The sequence below is a fragment of the Mesorhizobium sp. M0751 genome (assembly GCF_040320265.1).
GTDB lineage: Bacteria > Pseudomonadota > Alphaproteobacteria > Rhizobiales > Rhizobiaceae > Mesorhizobium.
In genome coordinates, this window is sequence record NZ_JAMYPH010000003.1 from 106,214 (window position 1) to 129,650 (window position 23,437).

The 23,437-nt window shown below is 62.8% G+C and carries 31 protein-coding genes and 2 pseudogenes; 21 read left to right on the plus strand and 12 right to left on the minus strand.

Features of this window, described 5'->3' with window-relative positions; all coding sequences use genetic code 11:
• The first annotated feature begins 55 nt into the window (after positions 1-55).
• Entirely contained in the window at positions 56-961 is a 906-nt protein-coding gene (locus NKI19_RS05775; RefSeq protein WP_352564250.1) for a S1C family serine protease, read from the plus strand.
• A gap of 15 nt (positions 962-976) precedes the next feature.
• On the opposite strand, the gene NKI19_RS05780 is transcribed toward NKI19_RS05775, so the two are convergent.
• From NKI19_RS05780 to NKI19_RS05800, 5 genes are all read right to left on the minus strand, one after another.
• The gene (locus NKI19_RS05780; RefSeq protein WP_352490957.1) at positions 977-1,588 is read right to left on the minus strand and encodes a hypothetical protein; all 612 of its coding nucleotides are present in this window, start codon (positions 1,586-1,588) and stop codon (positions 977-979) included.
• A gap of 43 nt (positions 1,589-1,631) precedes the next feature.
• On the minus strand, positions 1,632-1,829 hold the full coding sequence (locus NKI19_RS05785; RefSeq protein WP_031211486.1) for a hypothetical protein: 198 nt from the start codon (positions 1,827-1,829) through the stop codon (positions 1,632-1,634).
• A 218-nt stretch (positions 1,830-2,047) separates the two neighbouring features.
• Positions 2,048-2,230 carry a DUF3606 domain-containing protein gene (locus tag NKI19_RS05790; RefSeq protein ID WP_352490958.1) on the minus strand — a complete coding sequence of 61 codons (183 nt, stop codon included), beginning with the start codon at positions 2,228-2,230 and terminating at the stop codon, positions 2,048-2,050.
• A gap of 11 nt (positions 2,231-2,241) precedes the next feature.
• A complete protein-coding gene (locus NKI19_RS05795; RefSeq protein ID WP_352564252.1) occupies positions 2,242-2,550 on the minus strand; it encodes a hypothetical protein in 309 nt (102 codons plus the stop codon).
• Positions 2,547-2,933 carry a hypothetical protein gene (locus NKI19_RS05800; protein ID WP_352490959.1) on the minus strand — a complete coding sequence of 129 codons (387 nt, stop codon included), beginning with the start codon at positions 2,931-2,933 and terminating at the stop codon, positions 2,547-2,549. Before NKI19_RS05800 ends, NKI19_RS05795 begins: the two co-directional genes overlap by 4 nt.
• Here NKI19_RS05800 and NKI19_RS05805 point away from each other — a divergent pair.
• A complete protein-coding gene (locus NKI19_RS05805; RefSeq protein WP_352490960.1) occupies positions 2,932-3,093 on the plus strand; it encodes a hypothetical protein in 162 nt (53 codons plus the stop codon). The two genes, NKI19_RS05800 and NKI19_RS05805, sit on opposite strands and share 2 nt — an antisense overlap.
• 122 nt (positions 3,094-3,215) lie before the next feature.
• On the plus strand, positions 3,216-4,175 hold the full coding sequence (locus NKI19_RS05810) for a prohibitin family protein (protein WP_352490961.1): 960 nt from the start codon (positions 3,216-3,218) through the stop codon (positions 4,173-4,175).
• Between the two features lie 63 nt (positions 4,176-4,238).
• Here the strand turns inward: NKI19_RS05810 and NKI19_RS05815 are convergent, their stop codons facing one another.
• Positions 4,239-4,805, minus strand: coding sequence for an RBBP9/YdeN family alpha/beta hydrolase (locus NKI19_RS05815; RefSeq protein WP_352564254.1), 567 nt, complete (start codon positions 4,803-4,805; stop codon positions 4,239-4,241).
• A 111-nt stretch (positions 4,806-4,916) separates the two neighbouring features.
• Between NKI19_RS05815 and NKI19_RS05820 the strand changes: the two genes are divergently transcribed.
• On the plus strand, positions 4,917-5,390 hold the full coding sequence (locus NKI19_RS05820) for an Lrp/AsnC family transcriptional regulator (RefSeq protein ID WP_352490963.1): 474 nt from the start codon (positions 4,917-4,919) through the stop codon (positions 5,388-5,390).
• A 5-nt stretch (positions 5,391-5,395) separates the two neighbouring features.
• Here the strand turns inward: NKI19_RS05820 and NKI19_RS05825 are convergent, their stop codons facing one another.
• Positions 5,396-5,872 carry an Lrp/AsnC family transcriptional regulator gene (locus NKI19_RS05825; protein WP_352490964.1) on the minus strand — a complete coding sequence of 159 codons (477 nt, stop codon included), beginning with the start codon at positions 5,870-5,872 and terminating at the stop codon, positions 5,396-5,398.
• 157 nt (positions 5,873-6,029) lie between these two features.
• Between NKI19_RS05825 and NKI19_RS05830 the strand changes: the two genes are divergently transcribed.
• The 4 genes from NKI19_RS05830 (at position 6,030) to NKI19_RS05845 (ending at position 8,229) form a co-directional block, all read left to right on the plus strand.
• The gene (locus NKI19_RS05830; RefSeq protein WP_352490965.1) at positions 6,030-6,782 is read left to right on the plus strand and encodes a tryptophan 2,3-dioxygenase family protein; all 753 of its coding nucleotides are present in this window, start codon (positions 6,030-6,032) and stop codon (positions 6,780-6,782) included.
• Positions 6,783-7,143: 361 nt separating this feature from the next.
• Positions 7,144-7,575, plus strand: a complete 432-nt coding sequence (locus NKI19_RS05835) for a DoxX family protein (RefSeq protein ID WP_254819626.1) — start codon at positions 7,144-7,146, stop codon at positions 7,573-7,575.
• Positions 7,562-7,756, plus strand: a complete 195-nt coding sequence (locus NKI19_RS05840; RefSeq protein WP_352490966.1) for a hypothetical protein — start codon at positions 7,562-7,564, stop codon at positions 7,754-7,756. Before NKI19_RS05835 ends, NKI19_RS05840 begins: the two co-directional genes overlap by 14 nt.
• A 119-nt stretch (positions 7,757-7,875) precedes the next feature.
• On the plus strand, positions 7,876-8,229 hold the full coding sequence (locus NKI19_RS05845; protein WP_352490967.1) for a hypothetical protein: 354 nt from the start codon (positions 7,876-7,878) through the stop codon (positions 8,227-8,229).
• Positions 8,230-8,281: 52 nt separating this feature from the next.
• Here the strand turns inward: NKI19_RS05845 and NKI19_RS05850 are convergent, their stop codons facing one another.
• From NKI19_RS05850 to NKI19_RS05865, 4 genes are all read right to left on the minus strand, one after another.
• Positions 8,282-8,587, minus strand: a complete 306-nt coding sequence (locus NKI19_RS05850; RefSeq protein ID WP_023675713.1) for a hypothetical protein — start codon at positions 8,585-8,587, stop codon at positions 8,282-8,284.
• 73 nt (positions 8,588-8,660) lie between these two features.
• The gene (locus NKI19_RS05855; RefSeq protein ID WP_352490968.1) at positions 8,661-8,873 is read right to left on the minus strand and encodes a hypothetical protein; all 213 of its coding nucleotides are present in this window, start codon (positions 8,871-8,873) and stop codon (positions 8,661-8,663) included.
• Between the two features lie 533 nt (positions 8,874-9,406).
• The gene (locus NKI19_RS05860; RefSeq protein WP_352564529.1) at positions 9,407-9,922 is read right to left on the minus strand and encodes a class I SAM-dependent methyltransferase; all 516 of its coding nucleotides are present in this window, start codon (positions 9,920-9,922) and stop codon (positions 9,407-9,409) included.
• The gene (locus NKI19_RS05865) at positions 9,852-10,235 is read right to left on the minus strand and encodes an SAM-dependent methyltransferase (protein ID WP_352564255.1); all 384 of its coding nucleotides are present in this window, start codon (positions 10,233-10,235) and stop codon (positions 9,852-9,854) included. The genes NKI19_RS05860 and NKI19_RS05865 overlap by 71 nt, the downstream gene beginning before the upstream one ends.
• 513 nt (positions 10,236-10,748) lie before the next feature.
• Here NKI19_RS05865 and NKI19_RS05870 point away from each other — a divergent pair.
• The 8 genes and pseudogenes from NKI19_RS05870 to NKI19_RS05905 all read left to right on the plus strand — a co-directional run bounded on the left by NKI19_RS05870 (position 10,749) and on the right by NKI19_RS05905 (position 15,873).
• Positions 10,749-11,156, plus strand: a complete 408-nt coding sequence (locus tag NKI19_RS05870; RefSeq protein WP_352490970.1) for a hypothetical protein — start codon at positions 10,749-10,751, stop codon at positions 11,154-11,156.
• A gap of 3 nt (positions 11,157-11,159) precedes the next feature.
• A complete protein-coding gene (locus tag NKI19_RS05875) occupies positions 11,160-11,558 on the plus strand; it encodes a hypothetical protein (protein ID WP_352490971.1) in 399 nt (132 codons plus the stop codon).
• A pseudogene (locus tag NKI19_RS05880) lies at positions 11,536-12,153 on the plus strand (terminase large subunit domain-containing protein); the annotation flags it as partial. The gene NKI19_RS05875 and the pseudogene NKI19_RS05880, both read left to right, overlap by 23 nt.
• 318 nt (positions 12,154-12,471) lie before the next feature.
• A pseudogene (locus tag NKI19_RS05885) lies at positions 12,472-12,612 on the plus strand (terminase large subunit domain-containing protein); the annotation flags it as partial.
• A 57-nt stretch (positions 12,613-12,669) separates the two neighbouring features.
• Positions 12,670-12,867, plus strand: a complete 198-nt coding sequence (locus NKI19_RS05890; RefSeq protein WP_352490972.1) for a hypothetical protein — start codon at positions 12,670-12,672, stop codon at positions 12,865-12,867.
• Positions 12,840-13,157 (plus strand): hypothetical protein, encoded by a 318-nt coding sequence (locus NKI19_RS05895; RefSeq protein ID WP_352564256.1) that lies wholly within the window; start codon positions 12,840-12,842, stop codon positions 13,155-13,157. Before NKI19_RS05890 ends, NKI19_RS05895 begins: the two co-directional genes overlap by 28 nt.
• 122 nt (positions 13,158-13,279) lie before the next feature.
• Positions 13,280-14,035: a phage terminase large subunit family protein gene (locus NKI19_RS05900; protein WP_352564257.1), complete on the plus strand. Its 756-nt coding sequence runs from the start codon at positions 13,280-13,282 to the stop codon at positions 14,033-14,035.
• Positions 14,036-14,295: 260 nt separating this feature from the next.
• Positions 14,296-15,873 carry a glycoside hydrolase family 73 protein gene (locus tag NKI19_RS05905; RefSeq protein ID WP_352564258.1) on the plus strand — a complete coding sequence of 526 codons (1,578 nt, stop codon included), beginning with the start codon at positions 14,296-14,298 and terminating at the stop codon, positions 15,871-15,873.
• Positions 15,874-15,970: 97 nt separating this feature from the next.
• Here the strand turns inward: NKI19_RS05905 and NKI19_RS05910 are convergent, their stop codons facing one another.
• Entirely contained in the window at positions 15,971-16,456 is a 486-nt protein-coding gene (locus NKI19_RS05910) for a hypothetical protein (RefSeq protein ID WP_352490976.1), read from the minus strand.
• 500 nt (positions 16,457-16,956) lie between these two features.
• Here NKI19_RS05910 and NKI19_RS05915 point away from each other — a divergent pair, with 500 nt between their 5' ends.
• From NKI19_RS05915 to NKI19_RS05935, 5 genes are all read left to right on the plus strand, one after another.
• Entirely contained in the window at positions 16,957-17,544 is a 588-nt protein-coding gene (locus NKI19_RS05915; RefSeq protein WP_352490977.1) for a hypothetical protein, read from the plus strand.
• Positions 17,545-18,020: 476 nt separating this feature from the next.
• A complete protein-coding gene (locus NKI19_RS05920) occupies positions 18,021-19,172 on the plus strand; it encodes an acyltransferase family protein (RefSeq protein ID WP_352490978.1) in 1,152 nt (383 codons plus the stop codon).
• Between the two features lie 268 nt (positions 19,173-19,440).
• Positions 19,441-21,177, plus strand: a complete 1,737-nt coding sequence (locus NKI19_RS05925; RefSeq protein WP_352564259.1) for a portal protein — start codon at positions 19,441-19,443, stop codon at positions 21,175-21,177.
• A complete protein-coding gene (locus NKI19_RS05930) occupies positions 21,174-21,494 on the plus strand; it encodes a Bbp19 family protein (RefSeq protein WP_352564261.1) in 321 nt (106 codons plus the stop codon). Before NKI19_RS05925 ends, NKI19_RS05930 begins: the two co-directional genes overlap by 4 nt.
• 261 nt (positions 21,495-21,755) lie before the next feature.
• Positions 21,756-23,273, plus strand: coding sequence for a hypothetical protein (locus NKI19_RS05935; RefSeq protein ID WP_352564263.1), 1,518 nt, complete (start codon positions 21,756-21,758; stop codon positions 23,271-23,273).
• The last annotated feature ends 164 nt before the right edge of the window (positions 23,274-23,437 follow it).

Consider the following 23,437-nt stretch of genomic DNA (forward strand, 5'->3'; position numbering starts at 1 on the left):
CCTGCGCCATACCTATAGCCCATATCAGCCTGCGAACATTGCCAGGAACCAAAGCATGAATATCGAACCCCTTTTGCGATCCATCGTGGCCGTCCGCGCCACCGTGCCGGAGGACGCCTTCACGGCAAACGCACTTGGCACCCGCCGCGAGGGCAGCGGCGTGGTCATCCGCGGCGACGGGCTGGTGCTCACCATCGGCTATCTCATCACCGAAGCGGAGGAGGTCTGGCTGGCCGACCAGGACGGGCGCGTGGTTCCCGCCCATGCGCTCGCCTACGACCAGGAGTCGGGCTTCGGCCTGGTGCAGGCGCTGGCGCCGCTCGGGCTGCCCGCCATTGCACTCGGCGATGCGTCCAGGGCGAAGATCGGCGATCCCGTCGTGCTCGCCGACGGCGTCGGCCGCTCGGTGCGGGCGCGGATCGTCACCAAGCAGGAGTTCGCCGGCTATTGGGAATATCTGCTCGACGAGGCGATCTTCACGGCGCCGGCTCACCCCTCATGGGGCGGCGCCGGCCTGATCGGCGCGGATGGCAGGCTGCTCGGCATCGGTTCGCTGCGCCTGCAGATGAGCCGCAACGGCGAGGTCGCCGACATCAACATGGTTGTGCCGATCGATCTGCTGCCGCCCATCCTCGACGATCTGCTGACGCGCGGGCAGGTCGCCAGGCCGCCGCGGCCCTGGCTCGGCGCCTTCTCGGCCGAGAGCGACGGCAAGGTCGTGGTAATGAGCGTCGCCGAGGGCGGTCCGGCCGCCCAGGCGGGCCTTCGCCAAGGCGATGTCATCTCGGATGTCCGCGACACGGCGGTCGACGGGCTCGCCGATTTTTATCGCAAGCTTTGGAAGAGCGGCCCGGCGGGCGCCGAGATCCCGCTCCGGGTGCTGCGCGACGGCCGCGAAACCTGGCTGCGCGTCAAGTCCGCCGATCGCAACAGCCTGCTGTGGAAGCCGCCGCTGCAGTGAGGCAACCGAAACCTCTCACTCTCCGCACGCGCTGAAGCCAGTGCCCGGGGTCCATTCCGCAAATGGGATGACCTTGCCTTCGACCGATACGGTCGCTTGCCTGGTGGTGCCGTCCGCCAGTTTCTTGCTGCTTTTGCCCTTGCCGGTCAGCACATTGTAGTCGCAGTCGCCGGCAACATTGTCGTCCATGTAATCCCAATACTCGTAGGCGAAACCGGCGACGACGAACGTGCCATTGCGCCAGGCGAGCGTCAGCGTCTTGTTGGTCCGCTCGCTGCCGATCTCCATCGCCGGGATATAGAGCTTGATCGAGCCGTTGGGGAGCGCGGTGAGTTCTGGCTCGGTGTCGGATGTGGCGGGGCCTGGCCGGTCGTAGTTCTTCCATTCACCGTAAATCTGTTCATGCACGACCCCGGCAGGTCTGAGAAAATCGCCGTCGCGGTCCCTGAGGAACAAATGCAGGTCCATGGGATGGCCGGGCTCGGTCTCGACGATCATCGCCAGATCGGCGGCACCGTCGCCGTTCCAGTCGCCGGTCGCCGCCGTGATGATCTTCTGCGTCTCGATCGGCTCCGCCAGGGCGGCGGCCGGCAGCAGCAGGACCAGACCGAATATTGTCGATCGCATGTAAATCCCCCGAGCTTGGGCAGGCCTGAGACGCAAGCGCTTCTCAGGAGGCCCGGCTCTGCCGCGTCTCGGAACGGCTCGTCTCGTTGAGCAGCCGGCAGAGCGAAACCGCTTCACGACGGCTCAGGCCGATCAGCGCGATTTCCGAAAATTGCGCCGGCAGATCATGAACGATGTCCCACACCATCCATCGGCCGTTCGGCTCCATGACACATTCGTAGCGCAATAGTTGTTCCTGCATCCGACCCCCCGGCTTTGCTCACCGGACTGGTACAGTGTCGAGGTAAATGAGTTGTTGCGCCGCGAGAGTATTCCGCGGCTGTCAAAACCAGGCGTTGAATCCCGCAGCCGCGACGCGACGAGCAGCGGCCGGCACCGGGCCGATGGTGCCGATACGCTCGACAAGGCGGCAGGGCAGGGACACTTCTGGCGTGAACGGCGGCCGCCGCCAAAATTGGATCAGGCGTTGCGGCTAGCCATATGCGCGTCGAGCTTCCTCCTCGAGGGGCCGTAACGCTTGATGATGGTTGCGGCCTCGCTTTGCGGTATGCCGTATTTGCGGGCAAAGGCGGCGACCTCGTAAGGCTCTTCGCTGGAGACCAGTTTGCGATCCTGCTTGGTCTTGGATTTGTCGTCGGCCATGGCGTCCTCCATCACATCTGGTCGTTATAGGGCTCCTTGGTCCGGCCGACCATCCTGGCCAGTTCGGCAAAGGACGGCATGCCGGTTTCGCCCTGGGCATTGTTGGCCGCCTGCAGCAGCCTGAGCGGAAAGCAGACGGCGTCGCGGTTGGATGGCGACATGTCTTCATAGAGACGCTCGTCGCTGGTCATCGCCGCCTCGGCCCGGCGCAACGCCATGTCGACCTCGTCGACCGACAGCAGGCCCTTGTGGACCAGCGCGTTGTTGACGGCCGCGATCGCCATCATCAATCCTTCGAGCTGTAGATTGGCGACGTTCATCGTCTTGCGTCCTTGCCGGGCTTTTTGGCGGTGGGCTTGCCGTCTGGCCGGATCGCTGCGCGCGGCGGGTTCTGGCCCTCCGAATGCCGGGTCTTGTCGTCGAAATCGTCAGCCGGCCTGGTCAATCCCATGCCGCCGGGCGGTGGCTTGTTGCCGGCCGCGTCCTGCGAGAATTCGTCGGCCGCGTCGGGGCTCGTCTTTGCCGGATATTTCCTCGCTCCGGTCTCGTAGCGGTTCGGGTCGTCGGCCATGTCCTGTGCTCCGGTTGCAATGAGCAGATAACTTTCATGCGGCAGCAGCGGTTCCGTGGCGAAATCGACCTTGCCGGTGCGCAAGCCTTCGCAATCTGTCGGGTTTAGTGCATTCTTGTGCATGCCAACCATGCTTCGCTCCGACGCGCCGGCAAAATGCTGCTCCTACTGCGGCGGGCGCGACCACGACTACGAGGATTGCCCGAAGCGCAAAAGCGATGCCGAACGGCAGAAGGAGACGCCAGGCAACGCGCACCTGCCCGCTGCCGCGGCTGCAGGGGAAATCCGCTAGCCAGCCTGAACCACCCCGCCGGTCCGGCCGGCCGGCGCGAAGGTCCTTCCGTATCCAGAGGATTGCAATGCCGCCACTATTGTGGGCAAAAGCAGCACGGGCAATCAGGTTGGGGTGGGGCAATGACCGAAACGCAAGGCAGTTCAAGCCGTCCGCAGGGCAAGCCGGGGGCGGCATCGGGGTCGATCGGTTCCGGCCTGATCGCACTCGTCATCGTAGCGCTCGGCGTCTTTGCGCTGTTTGGGTCCTGGTATACGATCGACCAGGGCGACCGCGGCGTGCTCTTGACCAACGGAGCGCTGAGTTCGGTCGTCGATCCCGGACTGCATTTTAAGCTGCCGTGGTTGCAGCGCGTCGAGAAGATCAGCCTGCGCCAGCAGGTGCTCAAATGGGGCTGCGAGAACCAGAACGATTGCAGCGGCCTGCCGGCCATGCAGGCCTATTCGCGCGACCAGCAGCCGGCCGACATGCGCGTCACCGTCAACTTCCACGTGCCGGCCGCCGAAGTCAGCAACGTCTACACCAATTACGGGTCGATCGAGGCACTGGCCGACCGTGTCATTGCCAGGAAAGCACCGCAGGAGATCAAGACGGTGTTCGGCCAGTACGACGCGGTGTCGGTGATCCAGAACCGGGCGAAGTTCAACAAGGATGTCGCCGAGGCCATCGCGGCGGTAACCGACGGGCCGGTGATGATCGACAGCGTGCAGGTCGAGAACATCGACTTCTCCGACGCCTACGAGCAAGCGGTCGAAGCCAGGATGACGGCGCAGGTCGAGGTGCAGAAGCAGGAACAGAACCTGCAGCAGGAAAAGATCAAGGCCGACATCGCCGTCACCCAGGCCAAGGGCCGCGCCGACAGCGTCAAAGCCGAAGCCGAGGCCAGCGCCTACAAGACCAGGGTCGAAGGCGATGCGACCGCGGAAGCCATCAAAGCCCGCGCCGCGGCACTTGCCAACAATCCGCTGCTGGTCGAACTGACCAAAGCCGAGAAGTGGGACGGGGAGTTGCCGAAGTCGATGATCCCGGGTTCGACAGTGCCGTTCCTCGAACTCAGCACGCCCGCCGCAGCATCGAACTGAGGCGCGGCGTCGCGGCGCACAAACCAGGTCAGGGCGGCGGCGCGGTAGCCGTTCCCGGTGCGGTCACGGCTGAAGCACGGCGCCTTGGGCGATTGCTTGCGTTTTCCTGAGAAAAGCCGCCAGCAGTTCCGTCCCCGCCGGCCAGTCGCCGAGACCGCTGTCGCCATTGATGTGGCCAAGCGGCCCAGCGATATGGAGATCGCTGCCCCAGCGCTCGGAGTTCGCCCTGACATAGTCCAGCGAGCCGTAGGGATCGTTGGTGCTGGCGACAATCAGCGACGGAAAGCGAAGCCGTTGCTGCGGCGCGTCGGCGAAGGCCAGGGCGGAGGAGGGGAAGGCCGGCGACGCCGGGTCCGGAACCGCGACCAGCAACGCGCCGCTGATCTCGCGGGTGGAGATCCGCTGCCAGTGTACGACGAGCAGACAGCCGAGGCTATGGGCGACGAGCACGGGTGGTGTCTTTGCCAGGCCTACAGCGGTGTCCAGCGCAGCCACCCAGTCGTCGAAATCCGGCGCGTCCCAACTCGCCGGGTTGAACCGACGAATCGCCGGGTTTGCCTGCTGCCAATGCGTCTGCCAATGGGCTTTGCCCGATCCGCCGATGCCCGGCACAATGATGAAGTCGGTCATGCGAAGCCCTTCTTTCCTGATGCGGCGCGTGCAATTCTAGGTCTTCTCCCGGGCGGCGGAATGAGAGGTCATCGGAAAGCAGCGAAGAAATCCGATGGATTAAAGGCGATCATGCGAAACAGCGATTATCGGCCAAGGCTCGATCCTACCGATCTGGCGATCATCGAGATCATGCAGGAGGACGGCCGCATCGGCATCTCCGAGCTTGGCCGCCGCGTCGGCCTGTCCCAGCCCGCCACCTCGGAACGGGTGAAGCGGCTGGAGGAGCGCGGCGTCATCACCGGCTACAAGGCGGTGATCAATTCGGCAGCGCTCGGGCTCGGCACCATGGCGGTCATCCGCCTGCGCACCACGCATGTGCATATCCAGGCCTGCCTGAAGAAGTTCGCCCAATTGCCGGAGGTGGTCGAGGTGCTGCGGGTGACCGGCGAGGACTGTTTTCTGGTCAAGGTCGTGGTCCCGTCACCGCCCGATCTTGAAAGCATCGTCGACAGCATCGGCCACTACGGCACGGTGACGACAAATGTGGTTCTGCGCGCCGAGCAACCGAAGCGACTGGGACGCGAATTGATGACCAGGGCCTGACCGGTCTATCGCTTGGTCTGCGTATGCCCGACGGCATTGGCGAACGAGATGCCGCCCTTGATCTCGCGCATCGCCATCGAGGTGATCGTGCGCCGCACGCCGGGCAGCCGGCTGAGCTCCTCGCGCAGCATCCTGTCGAGCGCCATCATGTCGACGGTGACGATCTGCAGGAGATAGTCGGCCTCGCCAGTCGTGGCATGGCAGCGGCGGATCAGCGGATGCGTTTTGACCGCCGCCTCGAAGGCGTCCGACAGTTCGAAATCGATCGACACCTGGATGAAGGCCTCGATGCCGAAGCCGAGCTTGGCCGGGTCGATGCGGGTCGAGTAGCCGCGGATGACGCCGGCGTCCTCAAGCGCCTTGACCCGCTTCCAGCACGGCGTCTTGCTCAGGCCGACCTCATCGGCGAGCGCGGCAAAGGAGATGCGGGCCTCGCGTTCGAGCGCCGCGACGATCTTCCGGTCGACCGCATCCAGCATCATTCGTTCTTCCAATCTGCTTCAGAAACAATTTTCGTCCTTCGTTTCCCGCCAATCGAATAACAGAAAGGGACAATGTTCGGCAAGAAAGCGATTAGACTCAGGGGACCGGGATCCAATAAACGCCTGCGGTCCAACGGCCGCGGCAAGGAGCATGGCCATGGATAAGCAGGACTATTATGCCCGCATCGAAACGCCTGAGATGCGCGACTATGGCGTCTACCTCAAATGCGACAGGCTGCTCGCCTGCCAGAAGCCGTTGGCCGAGATGGTCAATGCCGACGAGCTGCAGTTCCAGATCGTGCACCAGGTCGAGGAGCTGTGGATGAAGCTCATCGCCTACACGCTGGTCGATGTCGTCGATTTCCTAGAAAGGCAGGACACGCACCGCATCGTCACGCTGATGGGGCGCGTGCACCGGCTGATGCGCATGATGACGGCGCAGCTCGACCTGCTCGAAACCATGTCGCCCAAGGAGTACCAGCAGATCCGGCTGCAGCTCGGCAATGGCAGCGGCCAGGAATCACCGGGCTTCAAGCAGCTGCTGCGCCTGCCGCCCGATCTGTGGCGGGCCTTCAAGGCGTCATACCTCGACGGCCGCGGCCTCTCGGTCGAGGACGTCTACGATGCCGGCTACGATCACGGCGACAGCTATGTCGTTGCCGAAGCGCTGGTCGAGTTCGACGAGCTGTTCCAGAAATTCCGTGCCAACCACCTCTATCTCATCCACCGCACGATCGGGCTCGGCGCGAAATCGCTGAAGGGCCGGCCGGTCGAATTGCTGGAGGCCGGCGCCCGCCACCGCTTCTTCCCGGAACTCTGGGACATACGCTGGGCGATGACCGACCGCTGGGGCAGCCAGTATGGAACGGTACGGGAGCCGATCAGCCAGCCAGGGGCCAAGGTGAGGTAGTCCTGAACCTGGTTGCTCGCCCCAATAGAGGCAGGCAATCGCATAGGGGATCCCCCTCATCCGGCCGCTTCGCGGCCACCTTCTCCCCGCTGGGGAGAAGAGCCTGGCACCAACGCAGGCGACCTCCTCTCCCCTCGGGGAGAGGTCGGATTGCCCCGAATTGCCGTTCGCAATTCGGTTGGCAATCCGGGTGAGGGGGCACTTGCCCATATGCGCCCTGCCTCCACTGGGCGAGGAACCCAATCCTGCAAGGCCTTCTCGCCCCGCGCTTGTATCTCTCAGGTTTTTCGGGGGATGATGTCGGGCTTGCGGCCGGTGGTGCGTCCTTGGGGCACAACCATCGCAACTCTGGGAGGACATCATGACCTTGGAAACCGCTCAATCAACCGTTCAGTCGCCGTGGCAGACCGCGGCAATCCTTATCGCCCGCCTGATCTTCGCTGCCGTCTTCCTGATGGCCGTGATCTTCAAATTCGTCGATATCGGCGCCACCGCCGGCTATATCGCGGCGGCCGGGTTTCCATTCCCGCTGTTCCTGGCCTGGTGCGCAGCCCTGCTCGAGGTCGTCCTCGTCCTATGCTTCCTGACCGGCGCCTTCTTCTCCTGGGCAGCACTCGTCGCCGGCGCCTATGTGTTGTTCCTGGGCTTCGCCTTCCATGGGCCGTCGCACTGGGCCGGCAACCAGGCGGAGTTCGGCTTCTTCGTCGATCACTTCACCTTCCTGGCCGGGCTGCTGTTCGCCGCCGTGCACGGGCCGGGCCGCGTCCTGGCGCTGAGGCTTGGCAGGGGGTGATCCGGAATTTCGCATCCGGCGTTCCCGCAAAGGCGCTCAGAAGGGTGGCTGCGACAATGGCGGTCGGGTCTATGACCGCGACCAGGGCCAGATCGGCAGCACGATCCGCACCAGCATCGTCGTGACGATCGAGAGCGGCCGGGTACCGCCATTCCGGCCATCCGCAGGTCGAGCGCAATAAAAGCGACAGCTAAAGTACGAGCGTTCGAGGTTTATGCTTTTAGTAGATGCGCCTGCATTCCCCTCTGTACTTCCAACTTTCCGCGGGCTAAGCAAGACACGGGTCTTGAGGGGGAATTCATGAACATCGCCACGCGTTTTGCTGCCGCCATGATCGGCGCGTCACTGCTTGCCGGCTGCACAACGTTGACCGAAGGCGAATTCAACACGATGCATGCCACGCTTGAAGGCAGCCCTGTCACCAAGCGCACGGCGATCAACGAATGCATTGCACGCGAGAGGTCCACCCCGCTCGCCGAAAGAAAGACTTTCGCGGCGTTCATGAATGTCAGTGTCGCCAAGCACGATAGCGCATTCTGTAATCGGCTCTATAATGCCGTTGCAAATGGCAGGCTAACTTATGCGGACTACCGCAGGCTGTCCTCACCGACCGCCGACAACAGCAAGGTGATCAAGATCCTGCAGGGGCGCTAGCCTGCCGGCCTGGCGCGTCGTTCCGATAGCGGCGGCAGTTCTGATCGCTGCGTCACATCTGGTCGTTGTAAGGTTCCTTGATCTGGCCGACCATGCGCGCCAGTTTCGAGAAGGACGGCATGTCCGTCTCCGGCTGACATTGATTGGCCAACTCCAGCAGTCGGATCGGGAAGTTGACGGCGTCGCGGCTCGACGCCGACATGCCCTCGGACCTTTCCTCGTTGGTCTCGCTGGCTTCGGCCTTGCGCAAGGCGATGTCTATCTCCTCGACGGAGAGCACGCCCTTGCGGACCAGGACCTGATTGATCGATGCGATGGCCATAAGCAGGCCTTCGAGTTGCAGATTGGCGACGTTCATGGCTTTGCTCCCATTGGCTAGGGTTCAAACGCGCCAGCGCGCGTTGCGATCCAGTGTGGGACGGCGGGCAGGTCTACGACCGGTCGGGTGGCGATGGCTCCGCGGCGTTCTTGGCCAGGCGAGCGTCCATGTCGCTCAGCTTCTGCGCAATGGCCTCGATAGCCGCGACTGACCCGCGCTGAACGCGAACGAGTTTCATGACGAAATAGCCGAACACCCCGAGCGTCAGAACCATCGGGAGCCAACTGATAATAATGCCGAGCAGAGAGCCCGAACCGTCTTCCATGTCGCGACCTTGATTCCCTGCCCTCAACCAAGGCGTGCAGCAAAGCATTGAATTGACCACGCAACAAGCCGGTTCCGGCCAAAATTTCTATTGCCGGTCGAAGGAACGAATTCAAAATGGTCCGCGCGGCGCCACCAAAGCGAGCAGGCGAGGGGTATTCTCACATTTTTTCGCGTCTTAGGTGAATTTTGTTCTTGCTTTGTGCCGGCAGCTATGCTACTAATCTGGGTATGGTGCTAATTGGCTCCAACGATCCGCCCGCCGAGGCGGGTTTTTTGTTTCAGGCTCCTTTTCGACCGAAACGTTGCGTGAGCTGCCGGCTGTGAAGTCGGCGCGAAGGAACACCACCTTGGCGACCGTCTTTTGAGCACAACCTCGCGGCGCGCAAAGGAAATCGCATTTTTTTGCCACCGCGCCACATTTTGTTCTTGCTTTGTGCCGGCAGCTATGCTACTAATTTGGGTATGGTGCCAATTGGCTCCAACGACCCGCCCGCCGAGGCGGGTTTTTTGTTTCAGGCCGGTTTGGAGGTTTCAGGCCGGTTTGGAGACGATCACGGCGAGTGAGGCGAGCTTTCCGTCACTCAGGCTTCGGATGTAGTTGCGGCGGCGCTGCAGGAATTCCGTGCCCATGACGATTTCATTTGCCTGCTGCTGGGCCGGCGAGGGCACGATGCCGGAATTGGCTCTCTTCAGCGCCAGCTCAACATGTTCGCCGGTTTCGTCGACGATTTCGTCGATGCGAAATCCGGCATCGACAAACAGGGTTTTCAAGGTTTCCCGATCGGCGAGGTGACTGGTCGCGGGTGAAACCGCCCAGGGCACGGGATAGTATGGCTCGCCACCCGCGAGCACGGCTTCGGTCCAGATCAGCCTGCCTCGCGGTTTCAGCACGCGCCGGGCCTCGTCGATGACCGCGGCCTTATTCTCGATGTTCATGCCGACATAGAAGCAGATCGCCGCATCGAAGGTGCTGTCGTCAAAAGGCAGTTTCGTCGCGTCGGCCTGATGGAAGCGAACCTTGTCTGCCAGTCCGCTGAGTGCGGTCAGTCGGCTCGACGCGGCGACAAAAGGCTGGAGTCAGGTCGATGCCGTCGACCTCGCAGCCATAGGTCGAGGCCAGAAACCTTGCCGGCCCGCCAATGCCGCTGCCGATATCCAGGATTCGATCTGTCGGCGAAGGGGCAAGACGGGCCGCATGCTCCTGCGTGGCGATCAGTTCGCGGCCATGGAACTGATCGAACGGATAGAGTTGCGCGGCCGCGAGTTTGCCGGCCGGGTCGGCGTCCGGGATCGCGGCCAATATGCGATCGACGATGCCGTCGCTGCCCTCGCTGCCGTAGTGACTGGTGACATTGCCCATGACGCGTTCCCCTCAAGCGCAATCACCATCCCATCAACGCAAGTCTCACGCAATGGCCCACCTTTTTCGCCCCTCCTTCCAGCCGTTCACCGACGAGGGTGCGAGGCCGTCAGTGCATTTTTTTCCGCCGGTGCCACATTTTGTTCTTGCTTTGTGCCGGCAGCTATGCTACTAATCTGGGTATGGTGCTAATTGGCTCCAACGACTCGCCCGCCGAGGCGGGTTTTTTGTTTCAGGCTCCTTTTCGATCGAATGATGTGCGTGCTGCCGGCTGTAAGTCGGCGGGACAGCGCCCCCCTCTGTCCTGCCGGACATCTCCCCCACGAGTGGGGAGATCGGCAGCTTGGGCGACAGCACTTTTTTGCATCCTACAAAATTGGCGAAAGCGGTGATGACAGCCAATCTCCCTCCTTGTGGGGGAGATGTCCGGCAGGACAGAGGGGGCGCGACGGAACGCGACCCCGACGATCCTCAGATTAACGCGCCCCGTGCGCCCACTTCAGAGAAGCCCCCATGTCCAACCGTTACGCCACCATCATCACCGACGATGACGGCCGAGAGGTCGTCAGTGCCATCGGCGAGTTCGCCGGCGCCGCACCCTATGCCCGCCATGGCCGCTTCGAGCAGGTCGCAGCCGGCGTGCGGATCGGCATGATGCGTGGCGGTACCGTTGATGCGGTCGGCGGCTTCGGCTTCCCGTCGGGAGCACCCGACAGCAAGGCGGCGGCAATTCTCAGGGCAAGGCTGAATGCCTTGCCCGACGCCGGTGCGATGAAGCCCGGCACGACCACTGATGCGAAACCGGCAAGCCAGCTGCGGAAGCCGAAGTCGGCACGCGTCGGCAAGAAGGCCAAGCCGCGCAAGCGCATCGTGCGGCCAGCCAACAAAAAGCCGGCGATCTCCGCCGGGAAGGCGGAGTAGGGCATGGCCAAGGCTCCCTCCACCGGCGATCCGCAGCAGCACGATCAGGCACCCGGCAAGCGAACCAGGCGGGCGAAGAAGACGCTGGCCGACGGTTTCCTCGAAGCGATCCGCGCCGATTTTCGCGCCCACGGCGCCGGCGTCATCGCCGAGGTGCGCGCCGAAAAGCCCGACCAGTACCTGAAGCTCGTGCTGTCGGTGCTGCCCAAGGATCTGAGTGTCAACATCAACAATCTGGATGCATTGAGCGATGACGAAATCAGGCAGCGCATCCGCGGCCTCGAGGCCGTCCTCCGGCCGTTTCTCGAAAGGCCGGGCGCCGCAAAAGGCCTCGCACAGCCGGGCGGCAAGGAAGGAATATCTCAGCCTGCTGGCGGAGCTGGACCGGAGGCGCCGCACTAACCAGCTTGCCGCCTATCGGCCTTATCCCCGACAGGCCGAGTTCCACGCCGCCGGCGCGACCAATCGCGAGCGCCTGTTCATGGCCGGCAACCAGCTCGGCAAGACCAGGGCCGGCGGCGCCGAATGGGCGATGCACCTCACCGGCCGCTATCCCGATTGGTGGCAAGGCAAGGTTTTCGATTGTCCGGTCCGGATGTGGGCGGCCGGCGTCACCGGCGAAAGCACGCGCGACAACCCGCAGCGCATCCTGATCGGCCCGCCGCAGCAGCAGGCGGCCTGGGGCACCGGCATGATCCCGGCCGACGCGATCCTCAACACGATGGCGGGACGGGCGCCGGGCGCGCTCGACAGCGTCGTGGTGCGCTGGGGCGGCGGTGGCGACGTCCAGGCCGACGAATCGGTGCTGTCGTTCAAGAGCTACGAGAAGGGCCGCGAGAAATGGCAGGGCGAAACGCTGCACGGCGTCTGGTTCGACGAGGAGCCGCCGCTCGACATCTATTCCGAAGGGCTGACCCGCACCAACGCCACCGGCGGCATCACCATCGTCACCTTCACGCCGCTGCTCGGCATGAGCGATGTGGTGCTGCTGTTTTTGTCGGCGGAGGAGGTGGGCGGGATGGGGAAGGGGTGACAGGGCTGCGAACTCGCACAACTCGCGTTCCTTCGCGCCCCCCTCTGTCCTGCCGGACATCTCCCCCACTTGGGGGGAGATTGGCAGTTTCCGCGTCCCGCCTGCCTGCAACCGTTGAAGATTGGCGAAGACCAGGATGACATCCAATCTCCCCCCTCGTGGGGGAGATGTCCGGCAGGACAGAGGGGGGGGCGCTGTCCCGCCATCATAAAAATCTTACCGAACAACAGCATACGTCCAGCGCCTGCCATCACGATTCAATGCCGCGAGGGTGAAACAATGACCCGACACGTCACCTTCATGACCATCGACGACGCCGAACACTATACGCCGCAGCAGCGCGCCGAGATCATTGCCGCCTATCCGGCGCATGAGCGCGAGGCGCCGGCCAAGGGCAGTCCGGTGCTCGGCTCCGGCCGCATTGCCAAGCCATGATCCGGAACTAGACTGACTGTCGTATCGCCAGAAGGCAACGTCGGCATGTCAGCAACTTTTCCTCCTGTCCCGAAATGGCGGCCATCGTTTTCGCAGCCCATCGATCGCATCGAGGAGCGCATTGGCTATTACTTCAACCAGGAGCGTGACTTTGCCATCCTTGAAAACGGCACCTGCGTGCTGCTGAGGCTGGCCTTGCCGATGGCGCTGCATCCTTGGCAGCCATCCAGACGCTTGCCATGATCTACAATTGCCACCCGGACATGGAACCGTCCGACATGGACGACGGCAACGTGTTGGTCAGTTACAACCATCCTGCCTTCAACGTCGTGCTGACCGATATTGCCAAGGCGCATTGGCCAGAGATCGAGGCTCGTCACCAGGACGGACTGACGGCCGATGAGGTGCTGATCACGCCGCTCGGGCAGAACGTGTTCGATGATTTTGGCAAAAAGGCGCTGCTCGGCAGGTGCTACATGTTCATGGATGCGCAGGCGCCGAAAGTCGTTCGCATCAAACGTCGGGCGATCTGACCACGATTTTTGGATCCGGGCTCGGTGGGCTGGCTGCCCCGGAGCGATGCAAAATTGACCCGCAAGGCAGGGCGCTGGAACCGCGCTTGCCAAAACCATTCAGGCTGCGAAGGTGAGAAACAATGACCCGACACGTCACCTTCATGACCATCGACGACGCCGAGCATTATACGCCGCAGCAGCGCGCCGAGATCATTGCCGCCTATCCGGCGCATGAGCGCGAGGCGCGGGCCAAGGGCATTCCGGTGCTCGGCTCCGGCCGCATCTTTCCGGTGGCCGAGGAGCTGATCGCCTGCGAGCCGTTCCCGCTGCCGCGCTATTGGCCGAGGCTGGGCGCACTCGATTTCGGCTGGGACCATCCCTCGGCGGCGGTTGAGCTCGCCTGGGATACGGGGGCCGATGTCGTCTATGTCACAAAGGCCTGCCGCGCTTCGCAGCAGACGCCGGCCATGCAGGCGCTGACGTTGAAACCATGGGGCGAATGGCTGCCATGGGCATGGCCGCGCGACGGCCGCCGCGAGACGCTGGAGGGTGCCGGCACCGCGCTTGCCAGGCAATATTCAGCGCACGGGCTGAACATGCTCGCCAGCCATGCGCAGTTCGCCGACGGTTCGGTCTCGGTCGAGGCCGGGCTGATGGAAATGCTCGACCGCATGCAGAGCGGCCGCTTCAAGGTGTTCTCGACGCTTCTGCCGTGGTTCGAGGAGTTCCGCCTCTATCACCGCAGGGACGGCCAGGTGGTGAAGCTGCGCGACGATCTGATGGCGGCCACACGCTACGGCGTGATGATGCTGAGGGAAGCCGTGGTCGACCCGGCGGTGTTCAAGGCGGCGCGGCGGAAGGCCGGGCAGGCCGATCCGCTAGGGGCGTTCAGGTGAAGGGCTGAGCGCCTATCGCGTCGTCATCCTCGGGCTTGACCCGAGGATCCATGCCGTAACTTCGGAGCGCTGCTGCGTGCGGAATTCTTCGACGCGGCACCGCGGCGCTTCTGGCGGCGGGATCCGCAATACCGGCAACCCCGCTGTCTCGCCAAAAATCTTCGATCCGACAAAGCGCGCGAATACGGCGGCCGGCATGCGATGCGATCAGCCGTGCCGTGATCTCCGTCGGAGGGCCCCTCATGACAGGAAACAACTAAATGGCGACCATACCTCTCCAGCTTGCGCAGCGCCGGCTCGATACCGGCAACGCGGCGCAATATCCGCAGGGATTGCCAATTGGGGGCGCCATGCAAGACCTGGGCGGCGAGCTTTCGGCCGTCGCCGAGCGCTTTCAGCAGCGCAAAGAGCAGCAGGAGGCGTTCGACATCGAAATTGCGCGCCGCAGGATGATGGATCAGATCGTTCAAGCCGAGGCCGATGTGGCAGCCAACGCAGCGCCCGATGGCGCCGGGCTGCATGACGCGATGTATGGCCAGGTCGATCCACGCAACGGCCGGGTGGTGAAGCCCGGTCTGTTCGACACGCTGTTCGACGATGCCCTGCCGAAAATACCGGAAAGCCAACGCGCCGATTTCGCCAGGCAGAAGAAAACGCTGCGCGAAACCGGCTCGTTGCGCATGGCGGCACGGCAGCTTCAACGGCGCAAGGACTATGAGCAGAATCAGTGGTCCGAGGTTCAACGGGTCGAACTCGACGCTATTGCTCAGAGCAATCCGAACGATGCTGTTGCCTTTGAGGCCGCTCGCCGGCGCGGCCTTGATATTCTCGACAGGATGGGCCTCGAGCCACAGGGCAAGTTGCAGGCCGAAGCCGCTTGGCGCGAAAGCACGGCAAAGACGCGCATTGAGGCAGTGATAGCCGCAAATCCGATCAAGGCTCTCAACCTGCTGAACAGGACTGCGTTTGCAGCGGATGCAAACAGCGGGACCGAGCACAATACGGACGGCATTTCTAGCGGCTCTGCTGCCCCGGCTAGTGGTTCTGATGGGCTGACGACAAAGGATGACCTCGCCAAAAGGCTCACACCAGATGAACGGGTGGGACAAGCATTTCAGGATGACTTGCCGACCGACGCTCTGCTTGCCGATCTCTCACCCAGTGCTGTTGATGACCTTGTCCAAGGGGCGCACGCCGCAAATGCGGAAAGTCTAGTCAACGCCGGCGTCAACGTCGACATTGCATCCCAGAACGCGCGAGCGGCCGTCGCCGATAGGGCTACCTATTCCGGCGGCAGGCCTGGTCCTGAGCAGTTCGCTGCCGTCTTTGGTGTTGAAGAGGCTGGAAAGCAGTTCGAGACATTTAAAGGGGGGGCTGGCAACTTCGGCGCGGACCTTCTCGCCGCCAAAGGTAATCGCAAGAAGTTCGTTAACGCCTTCTATCAAGCTGGCAAGAGTGCGGGCCTGACCGACACGCAAGCCCGCCTGATGGCCACTCAGGCAGCGCACGAAAGCGGCAGCGGCAAGCATGCCCCTGGCTTCAACTATTTTGGCATCAAAGCTGGGAAATCGTGGAAAGGTGAGACGCAACGCCTTTGGACGCATGAGGAAATCAATGGTCGCAGTGTGAGAGTTAAACAAGTTTTTCGCAAATACGCCACTCCTGACGAAGGCATTCGCGATCGCATCGCCTTCATGCAACGCAGATTCGGCAAGGCTAACGACGCCACGGACATCGACAGCGCCCTTGCCGAACTTCAGCATGGCAAGTTCGGGGCGTATGCAACCGATTCAAACTACGCCGGGAAGCTTCGGCCTTATCTGAAGGAATTACGGTGAGGACTCACAATATCACTCGCCAGCGCCGCAAAGTGGCTGCTTAGAGCGCGACAAGCGAATTGTTTTCGCAGGTTTAGTCGCCGAAGAGATATCCGGATCACCGATTTTTTCGGAATGACCGGGCGATGCGCTCGGCAATTGGCCCAAACATCGCCTGGTCTTCCTTGTCCCAGTGCATATCAAAACAGGTGACGATGACGTGTTTTTGACACATGCCATAGAAGATTCCTGTGCCATCCGCCGAGGTGCCGGAAATCGCGGCAAACGATGGCTTGTCAAGCTTGTATGTCACCTTTTCAGTATCTCCTACGAGCTCCTCCTTGAGGTACTCGAACGGGCGCTTGTTAGTGGTATCGGCTCGGTACTGACGAAGCTGGACGCCCGGATACTCTTCCGGTTCAAACGCTGTGCCGAAGTTTCCAGCGAATCCACCAAGCAATCGAGCATCGCCGTCAGCAAAGAAAACGGGAATCTCGATTTCGCTTCCGCCGCTGATGGAAACGGTCCATTCGCTGGCTTTCCCGGCGACGGCAAGCGGCGCCGACAACATCAATAGGCCAAGTGCAAAGCCAACTGCTCTCATGAGAAAGGATCGCCTCGTTATTAGGCAGCGTTAAGTTATGAAAACCACTCATCACCCTTCAACTACGGCGCGCAGCCAACATCAACAAAATTGAGTAGCGCTTCGACACCTTCATCGTCGCGGAGGGTATAGAATGCATCTAGATGAATGCGCGCTCGCCTTCATTTTCGCCCTTTAGCTCCGCCGCGGTGCCTGCCTGCAAGTGATCTCTTTCTTTCGTGAAGTAGGCTTTGCCGGAGCCTTGTCGAATAACGGTTGTGAGTGCTCCCGACTCAAGCGATTTGAAGAGCACCCCCTTCTGGAGATCTCCGACCGAGCCGGACCAAATGGCAACGCGCACACCGCTGCCACGGCGAGAATGAAAGGCCTCATGGTACCCTCTAAGGTTGTATTGTATTACTATCGCGTCAGCTTGGTTGTGGCAAGCACTGCGGAATCGGATGGCAGGATCCCGAGAGTCTCCGCCGCGCCGCCTCGCACCGGGATGACAAAGGATACGCATGACACTCCGCATCATTCCCGCCACATTGCGCGATCTCAGCTACATCGCCGCCAATCTGCGGCCCGAGGACCGGGCCGAGATCGATTGCCAGTTCGATGACTGGTCGCCGGCTTTGCTGGCGCTGACAGCGCTGCAGGGATTTGCCTATGTCGCCGAGCTCGACGGCAATCCGGAGGCCGGGTTCGGCGCCGCCGAGCAGCGCAGCGGGCTGTGGATCGCCTGGAGCTGGGGCACGCGCCGCACGAGGCGCTGCGTGCCTGGGATTACGGAATTCTTTCACGCCGTGCTCGGGCCTGAAGTTGCCGCGCGTGGCGCATGGCGGGTCGAGGCGCGAGCGCTGGCCGCCAATGATTTGGCGCTGCGCTGGCTTGCCCGGCTTGGCGCGACGCAACGTTGCCGTCTGCCGGGCTACGGCCGGAACGGCGAGGATTTTCTGCTCTACGACTGGACAAGAACCCTTGGAGAAAACCATGTGCCTTTTTCAAAAGCCGCCGGCGCTGAAGCCGTTGCCGCCGACGCCTACCATTGCCGACAAGGACGTGCAGGCGCGCGAAGCAGCGTTGCGGGCCCAGCTGGCGGCCAATGACGGCACCGCCGGAACCGTGAAGACCGATCTGTCGCCCGGCGATCTGAGCGGCCAGCGCCGCGTGCTGCTGGGGGTGTGACATGGGCGCGATGAGAAGAGTGTTCCGCAACCGGGTGCTGGCCTGGTGGTACTGGCGCCGGCATGCAAGGCTGGTGAAGAAGCGAGGCGGGTGATGCCGCCAATCTCCCCCCTCGTGGGGGAGATGCCCGGCAGGGCAGAGGGGGGCGCTGTCCCGCCGGCCTTGGTGATCAATTTGTAGTTGGAAACATCGGCTCATTCCGGTGGGAAACGAAAACAGAGGCTGGCGTTCCTTCGCGCCCCCCTCTGGCCTGCCGGCCATCTCCCCCACGAGGGGGGAGATCGCAGCTGCGGGGTTTTCCGTTACAACCAAGCGCAATTCGTGTTCCCTCCGCACGGTTGACATTCCTCCCTCAGCCGCCATGCTGCATTGCAACATGGCCATCGAGAAGTTCGGCATGACGGAAGCATCGCGCATCGAGTGCCTTGACGGGCTTCGGGCGCTCGCCGCGATCTGGGTGCTGATAGGCCATTGCCTGCTGTTGACCGGCTGGCAGATTCCTATCCTCGGCGAACCGGATCTCGGCGTCGATCTGTTCATCATGCTGTCCGGCTTCCTGATGGTGTTTCATTACCAGTTGCGCCAGGCCAAGGAGCCCTGGCAAAGGCCGGAAACCTGGCTGAAATTCTGGACCCGCCGCTATTTCAGGATAGCGCCGCTGTTCTACGTCATGCTGTTCGCTGCCCTGGCGCTTGGCCCCTATCTCTACCAGTCCAGGATGGTCATCGACGAGTTCCTGCTGCGGTCGCCGCAGGCGCCCGAACGTTATCTCGACAGCGGCCTGAAGAATATCGGCGCCCATCTGCTGTTCCTGTTCGGCCTAGTGCCGAATTTCGCCTATCGCACGCCGCTGCCGGACTGGAGCCTGGGGCTGGAGATGCAGTTCTACGCACTATTCCCGGCGGTTATGCTGGTGGTGCGCAGGCTTGATTGGATATGGAGCGGTATCCTGGTCGCGGCGATAGGCAGTGCGATCGTGTTCTTGATGGGACAATTGTCGGTTCATTTTCCGATGCCGTCGTTCCTGCCGCTGAAGATGCAGATTTTCCTGTGTGGGATGCTGCTGGCGGGCGTCGTCCATCAAAGGCAGAAGCGGCCTTTCGTGCATCTGGCATTCGCCATGGCTCTGGCCGCGCTGCCCTTCGGCGGCGGCTACGGGCTTGGCAAGTTTTTGATGCGCGAAGCGCTCGTCGTGGGTTTCTTTGCCCTGGTTCTCTACCGGATGCTGCCGGGAATGATGGGCATCGTGGCCAGAAAGATCGCCATGACGCTCGCCAACAGGTTCTTTCATTTGATGGGTGAGCTTTCCTTCAGCATCTATCTGATCCATCTGCTGGTTCTCCAGCCGGTTGCGGCTCTGGTCATTACCCAATTCGGCAACGAATTGTCGGCGCCGGTGCGCTTTGCGATTGTTGTTGCCGTCGTCTTGCCGGTGGTCTGCCTGCTGTCCTGGATCACCTACACGCTGATCGAAGTGCCCGGCCAGAAGATGGGCCGTTTCGTGGTGCAGCGCTTTGGCCGGAGCCCGGCGCTCGAGCCCAGCGCATGAAGAGCCGCCGGTGAAGCTGCCGATCTCCCCCCAAGTGGGGGAGACGCCCGGCAGGCCAGAGGGGGGCGCGAAGGATCGCCGCCCTTTGAGAATGCCTGCTTGAGTATTTCCTGCCGGCGGTGAGCCGGAACGCGCTGTTGTACTGAGAAGTCGGCTGGACAGCGCCCCCCTCTGTCCTGCCGGACATCTCCCCCTCAAGGGGGGAGATCGGCGGCTTCGGCGTCCCGCCGTTTTCCTTTTTAATCAAATCCATCAAGCGAGGCTGACCATGAGCGATTCCCGTGCTCGCGATATTCTGTCGCGACAGGCTGAACTGGAGAGCGAGCGCAGCCAGTACGAGCATGTCTGGGAGGCGGTGTCCGAATTCTGCGATCCCGATGCGCCCCATATGTGGAGCGGCGGCCGAAAGGCCGGCGCCGATTCGCAGGCCGAGCGGCAGGAGCGGCGCGGTGCGCGTGTCTATGCCAACACCATCAACTCGGCCGCCAACCGGCTGGCCGCCGGGCTGGAAAGCCTGATCATCCCGCAGTCGGAGAAATGGCATGGGCTGTCGACCGCGGCAATCAACGACGAGGAGACCGACGAGGAAAGGGAATGGGCGGAAGCGCTGCGCGACTTCCTGTTTTCGCTGCGCTACTCCGCCAGTTCGAACTTCGTGCCGGCGACGCAGGCCTGCCTGCGCAATGTCGTGCGCTACGGCCCGGCCTATCTCTATGCCGAGGAAGGTTTTGGCGGCACGCTGATGCGCTATGCCTCTATTCCCGTGGTCGAGGGCTATCTCTCGCGCAACCGCTGGGGCCAGGTCGATATCTTCCACCGCCGCTACGAGCGCACGGCGCGGCAGGCGGCGCAATTGCTCGGTTATGACAGACTGCCGGTGCGGATCAAAATACTGGTCGACGACCCCGCCAAATGCGAGACAAGAATCTCGCTGATCCAGTGTATCCAGCCGCGCGACGAGCGCAAGATGTACAGTCTGAGCGGCACCTACCAGTATCTCGATACGGCATTCGCGTCCTATCACGTCATCGAGGACGAGGAGGTGATCGTCAGGGAAAGCGGTTTTCGCTCCTTCCCGGTGTCGTGCTTCAACTGGCGCCGCTACGAGGGCGATCCCTATGGCATCTCGCCGACCATCGAGGCGCTGACGACGGTGCGCGAGGAGAACGCCGTGCGGCGCTCCGGCCTGCGCGCCCTGCAGCAGATCACCGATCCGGCGACCGCCTCCAAGGCCAGGCTCGACTATGTGCCGGTGCTCAATCCCGGCGAGAACTATCCCGGCCTCATCGACGATGCGGGCCGGCCGCTGATCGCGCCGATCGTCACCGGCCAGAACCCGACCTATGCCTTCAACTATGCCGACAGCCGGGCCGAGGAGATCCGCGACATGATGTTCGTCAATTTGTTCCAGACGCTGGTGCAGAACCCGCAGATGACGGCGACCGAAGCGCTGATCCGGCAGGAGGAAAAAGGCGCCCTGCTCGGGCCGTCCGGCTCGATCATCCAGGCCGGCTTTGCCTCGAATCTCGACCGCGAGTTGGGCATCCTCGAAGACAAGGGGCTTTACGAGGAAGACAGCCGCTTCCTGCCGCCGGCGAGCCTTGCCGGCAAGGCGCTGCGGCCGACCTTCACCGGGCCGCTCGACGTGCTGCGCCGTTCGGCGGAAGCGCGCGACACCATCCAGGTGGTCACCACCGCCATGCAGATGGCGCAGTTCGACCCCGGCGTCATGGACAATATCGACGGCGACGAGGCGCTGAAGATCGTGCAGGGCGCCGGCCGCAGCCCGCAGCGCATCTTCCGCCGCCAGGACGAGGTGGCGGGCATCCGCGATGCCAGAGCCAAGGCGCAGCAGGCCCAGGCCGGCATGGCGGCGGTTGCGGCCGCCGGCAAAGTGGCCAAGGATGCGGTGCCGGCGGCAGTGCAGGCGCGCGATAGCGGCCTGCTCGATGGGCTCGGCGGGCTGATGCCGCAGGGCGGCGACGTACAGGGTGGCGGGGCATGAGCCAAAAACGCTTCGCCCATTCCAGCCAGGCCGGCGGCCCGGCCAAGGCGCGGGACGCGCTGGCCAAGGCCTATCTCAGGGTATTCTCGGGCCAGGACGGCGAGATGGTGCTGGCCGACCTGACCGCTGCGACCGGCTATTACCGCCGGCCGTCCTATGGCGAGTGGCTGGCAAAGACCAAGACGCCGAACGGCTTCGAGCTGCACAGCGCGCTCAGCAACGCCCGGGCCGAAGTGGTGCAGCACATTATGGGGTTTTTGACGCTTGACGAGGCGCAGCTGGCGGCGCTGGAGAAGGCGGCGAGGGCGGAGGGGTAGGGCTTGGGAGCGCCGGCCTTGCCACAGTCACAGCCTGCTCCGACCGATCATTCCGGCGACCTCGGCCAGTTCACAGCAGGATCACTATAGGTTGCCGCGACCGAGCCCCGTTTAGCCGACGCCCGTCGGCCTTGAGCATCATTACTGCCGGCCAATCCTCATTGGCGACCTCTCCAAATTCATGACCCGACGAAGGGGGCCGGATCGCCGGTGCGGCGCACGACCGCGCGGTGATCTCGGCAGTTCGAGTCTGCGGGCTCCTTGGGCAAGGAATATCAAATGGCGACCATACCTCTCCAGCTTGCTCAGCGCCGGCTCGATACCGGCAATGTGCTCTCCTATCCCGAAGGATCGCCGGTCGGCAGGGCGATGCAGGGTTTTGGCGACGAGCTCTCTGCCGTCGCCGAACGCTACCAGCAGCAGAAGCAGCAGCAGGAAGCGTTCGACGCCGAACTCGCGCGGCATCGGTTCAACGGCCAGATCGCGCAAGCGGAAGACGAGGTGACGGCGAATGCGCCGGCCGACGGCAGCGGCCTGCATGACACGATGTATGGCCAAGTCGATCCGCGCACCGGCCGGATGATCGAAACCGGCCTTTTCGACACGCTGTTCGACGGCGCCCTGCCGAAAATGCCCGAAAGCCAACGCGCCGCGTTCGCCAGGCAGAAGGAGGCAATGCGCGATGCCGGCTCACTGCGGATGGCGGCGAGACAGCTTCAGCGGCGCGACGAGTATGAGCAGGCCGAGTGGACCAAGATCGATAACGTCTCAACCAGTGCCATCGCGCAAAGCAACCCGAACGACACCGAGAACTTCGAGGCGATCCGGCAGAACGGTTTCGACCTGATTGCCAAGATCGGCAACCCGCTTGCCCGGCAAGCGGCGGAAGTCGCCTGGCGCGGCAACACGGCCAAGGCACTGGTTCAAGCGATGATCGCCCAGGACCCGAAACGTGCCGCAGAGATGCTGGGTGCGGCGCAGGCGGAGAACCAAACCAAGGACGACACCGCCGAGGCCGTTGGTGGTTCCAGTGCCTCTGGTGCGCCGTATGCCGCGGCAGCGAAGGGTGACCGCGTCGGCAAACAGACGCCTGATGAAATGGTGGCGCAGGCGTTCAGGGACGACCTCTCGCAAGAAGAACAGGCAGCGCTAACCCGACAGGCGGAGGCGGCCAGAACCGCTCAGCAGATCGAGCTTCGTACCAACATCGGTCTCGCCGAGCAAAACGCGCCCGACGCCATCGCAAGCACTGGCGCCTATTCCGGCAAGATGCCTGGCCGGGACGCATTCAGGATCGTCTTTGGGCTCGACGAGGGCGACAAGCGCTTCAGGGATTTCGAGTGGCGGGCCGATGTTGGCAGGCAGGTTTTCGACATGCGCATCATGCCGAACCGGGCGATCCATGCCGCACTTCGCGACGCCGAACTTAGTCCTGCAGGTTCCCGAGGGGAGCAGGCGCGGTATCACGTCACGGCCGCCGCCGCGCTTCAGACGCTGGAAGCCAGACGGATAGATCCTGCCGGATACGTTCGCAAGGTTTTTCCGAGCGTCGATCACCACTCCCGACAGCGAGTCATGGAATCGTCGAGGAGAGCCGGACACTTACGACCCAGGAGCTTATGGCCGAGCAATCGCCGCTTCAGTTGCAGCACAAAAGCAATTGGGCATCGAGAACTATCAACCTTTGCCACAGCTTGTTCTGAAGAACATCGCCACGATATTCAAAGACAGGAGCGTGCCACAGGCGGACAAGCACACCATCCTGTACAGCCTCTTTGATGGGGCGTCCGATCCAGAGGTCCGAGCAGCCTTATCCCAACAGCTCTTCCAAGCCGGGCTTCCTCAATCTGTCGAAAGCCAACCGGCCAGGCCCGTTGTTGCACCAGTGATCGCCGGGAAGCAGAATCAACCGTCTGCTCCTTCAAGCCCTAGGGAACCTCAAT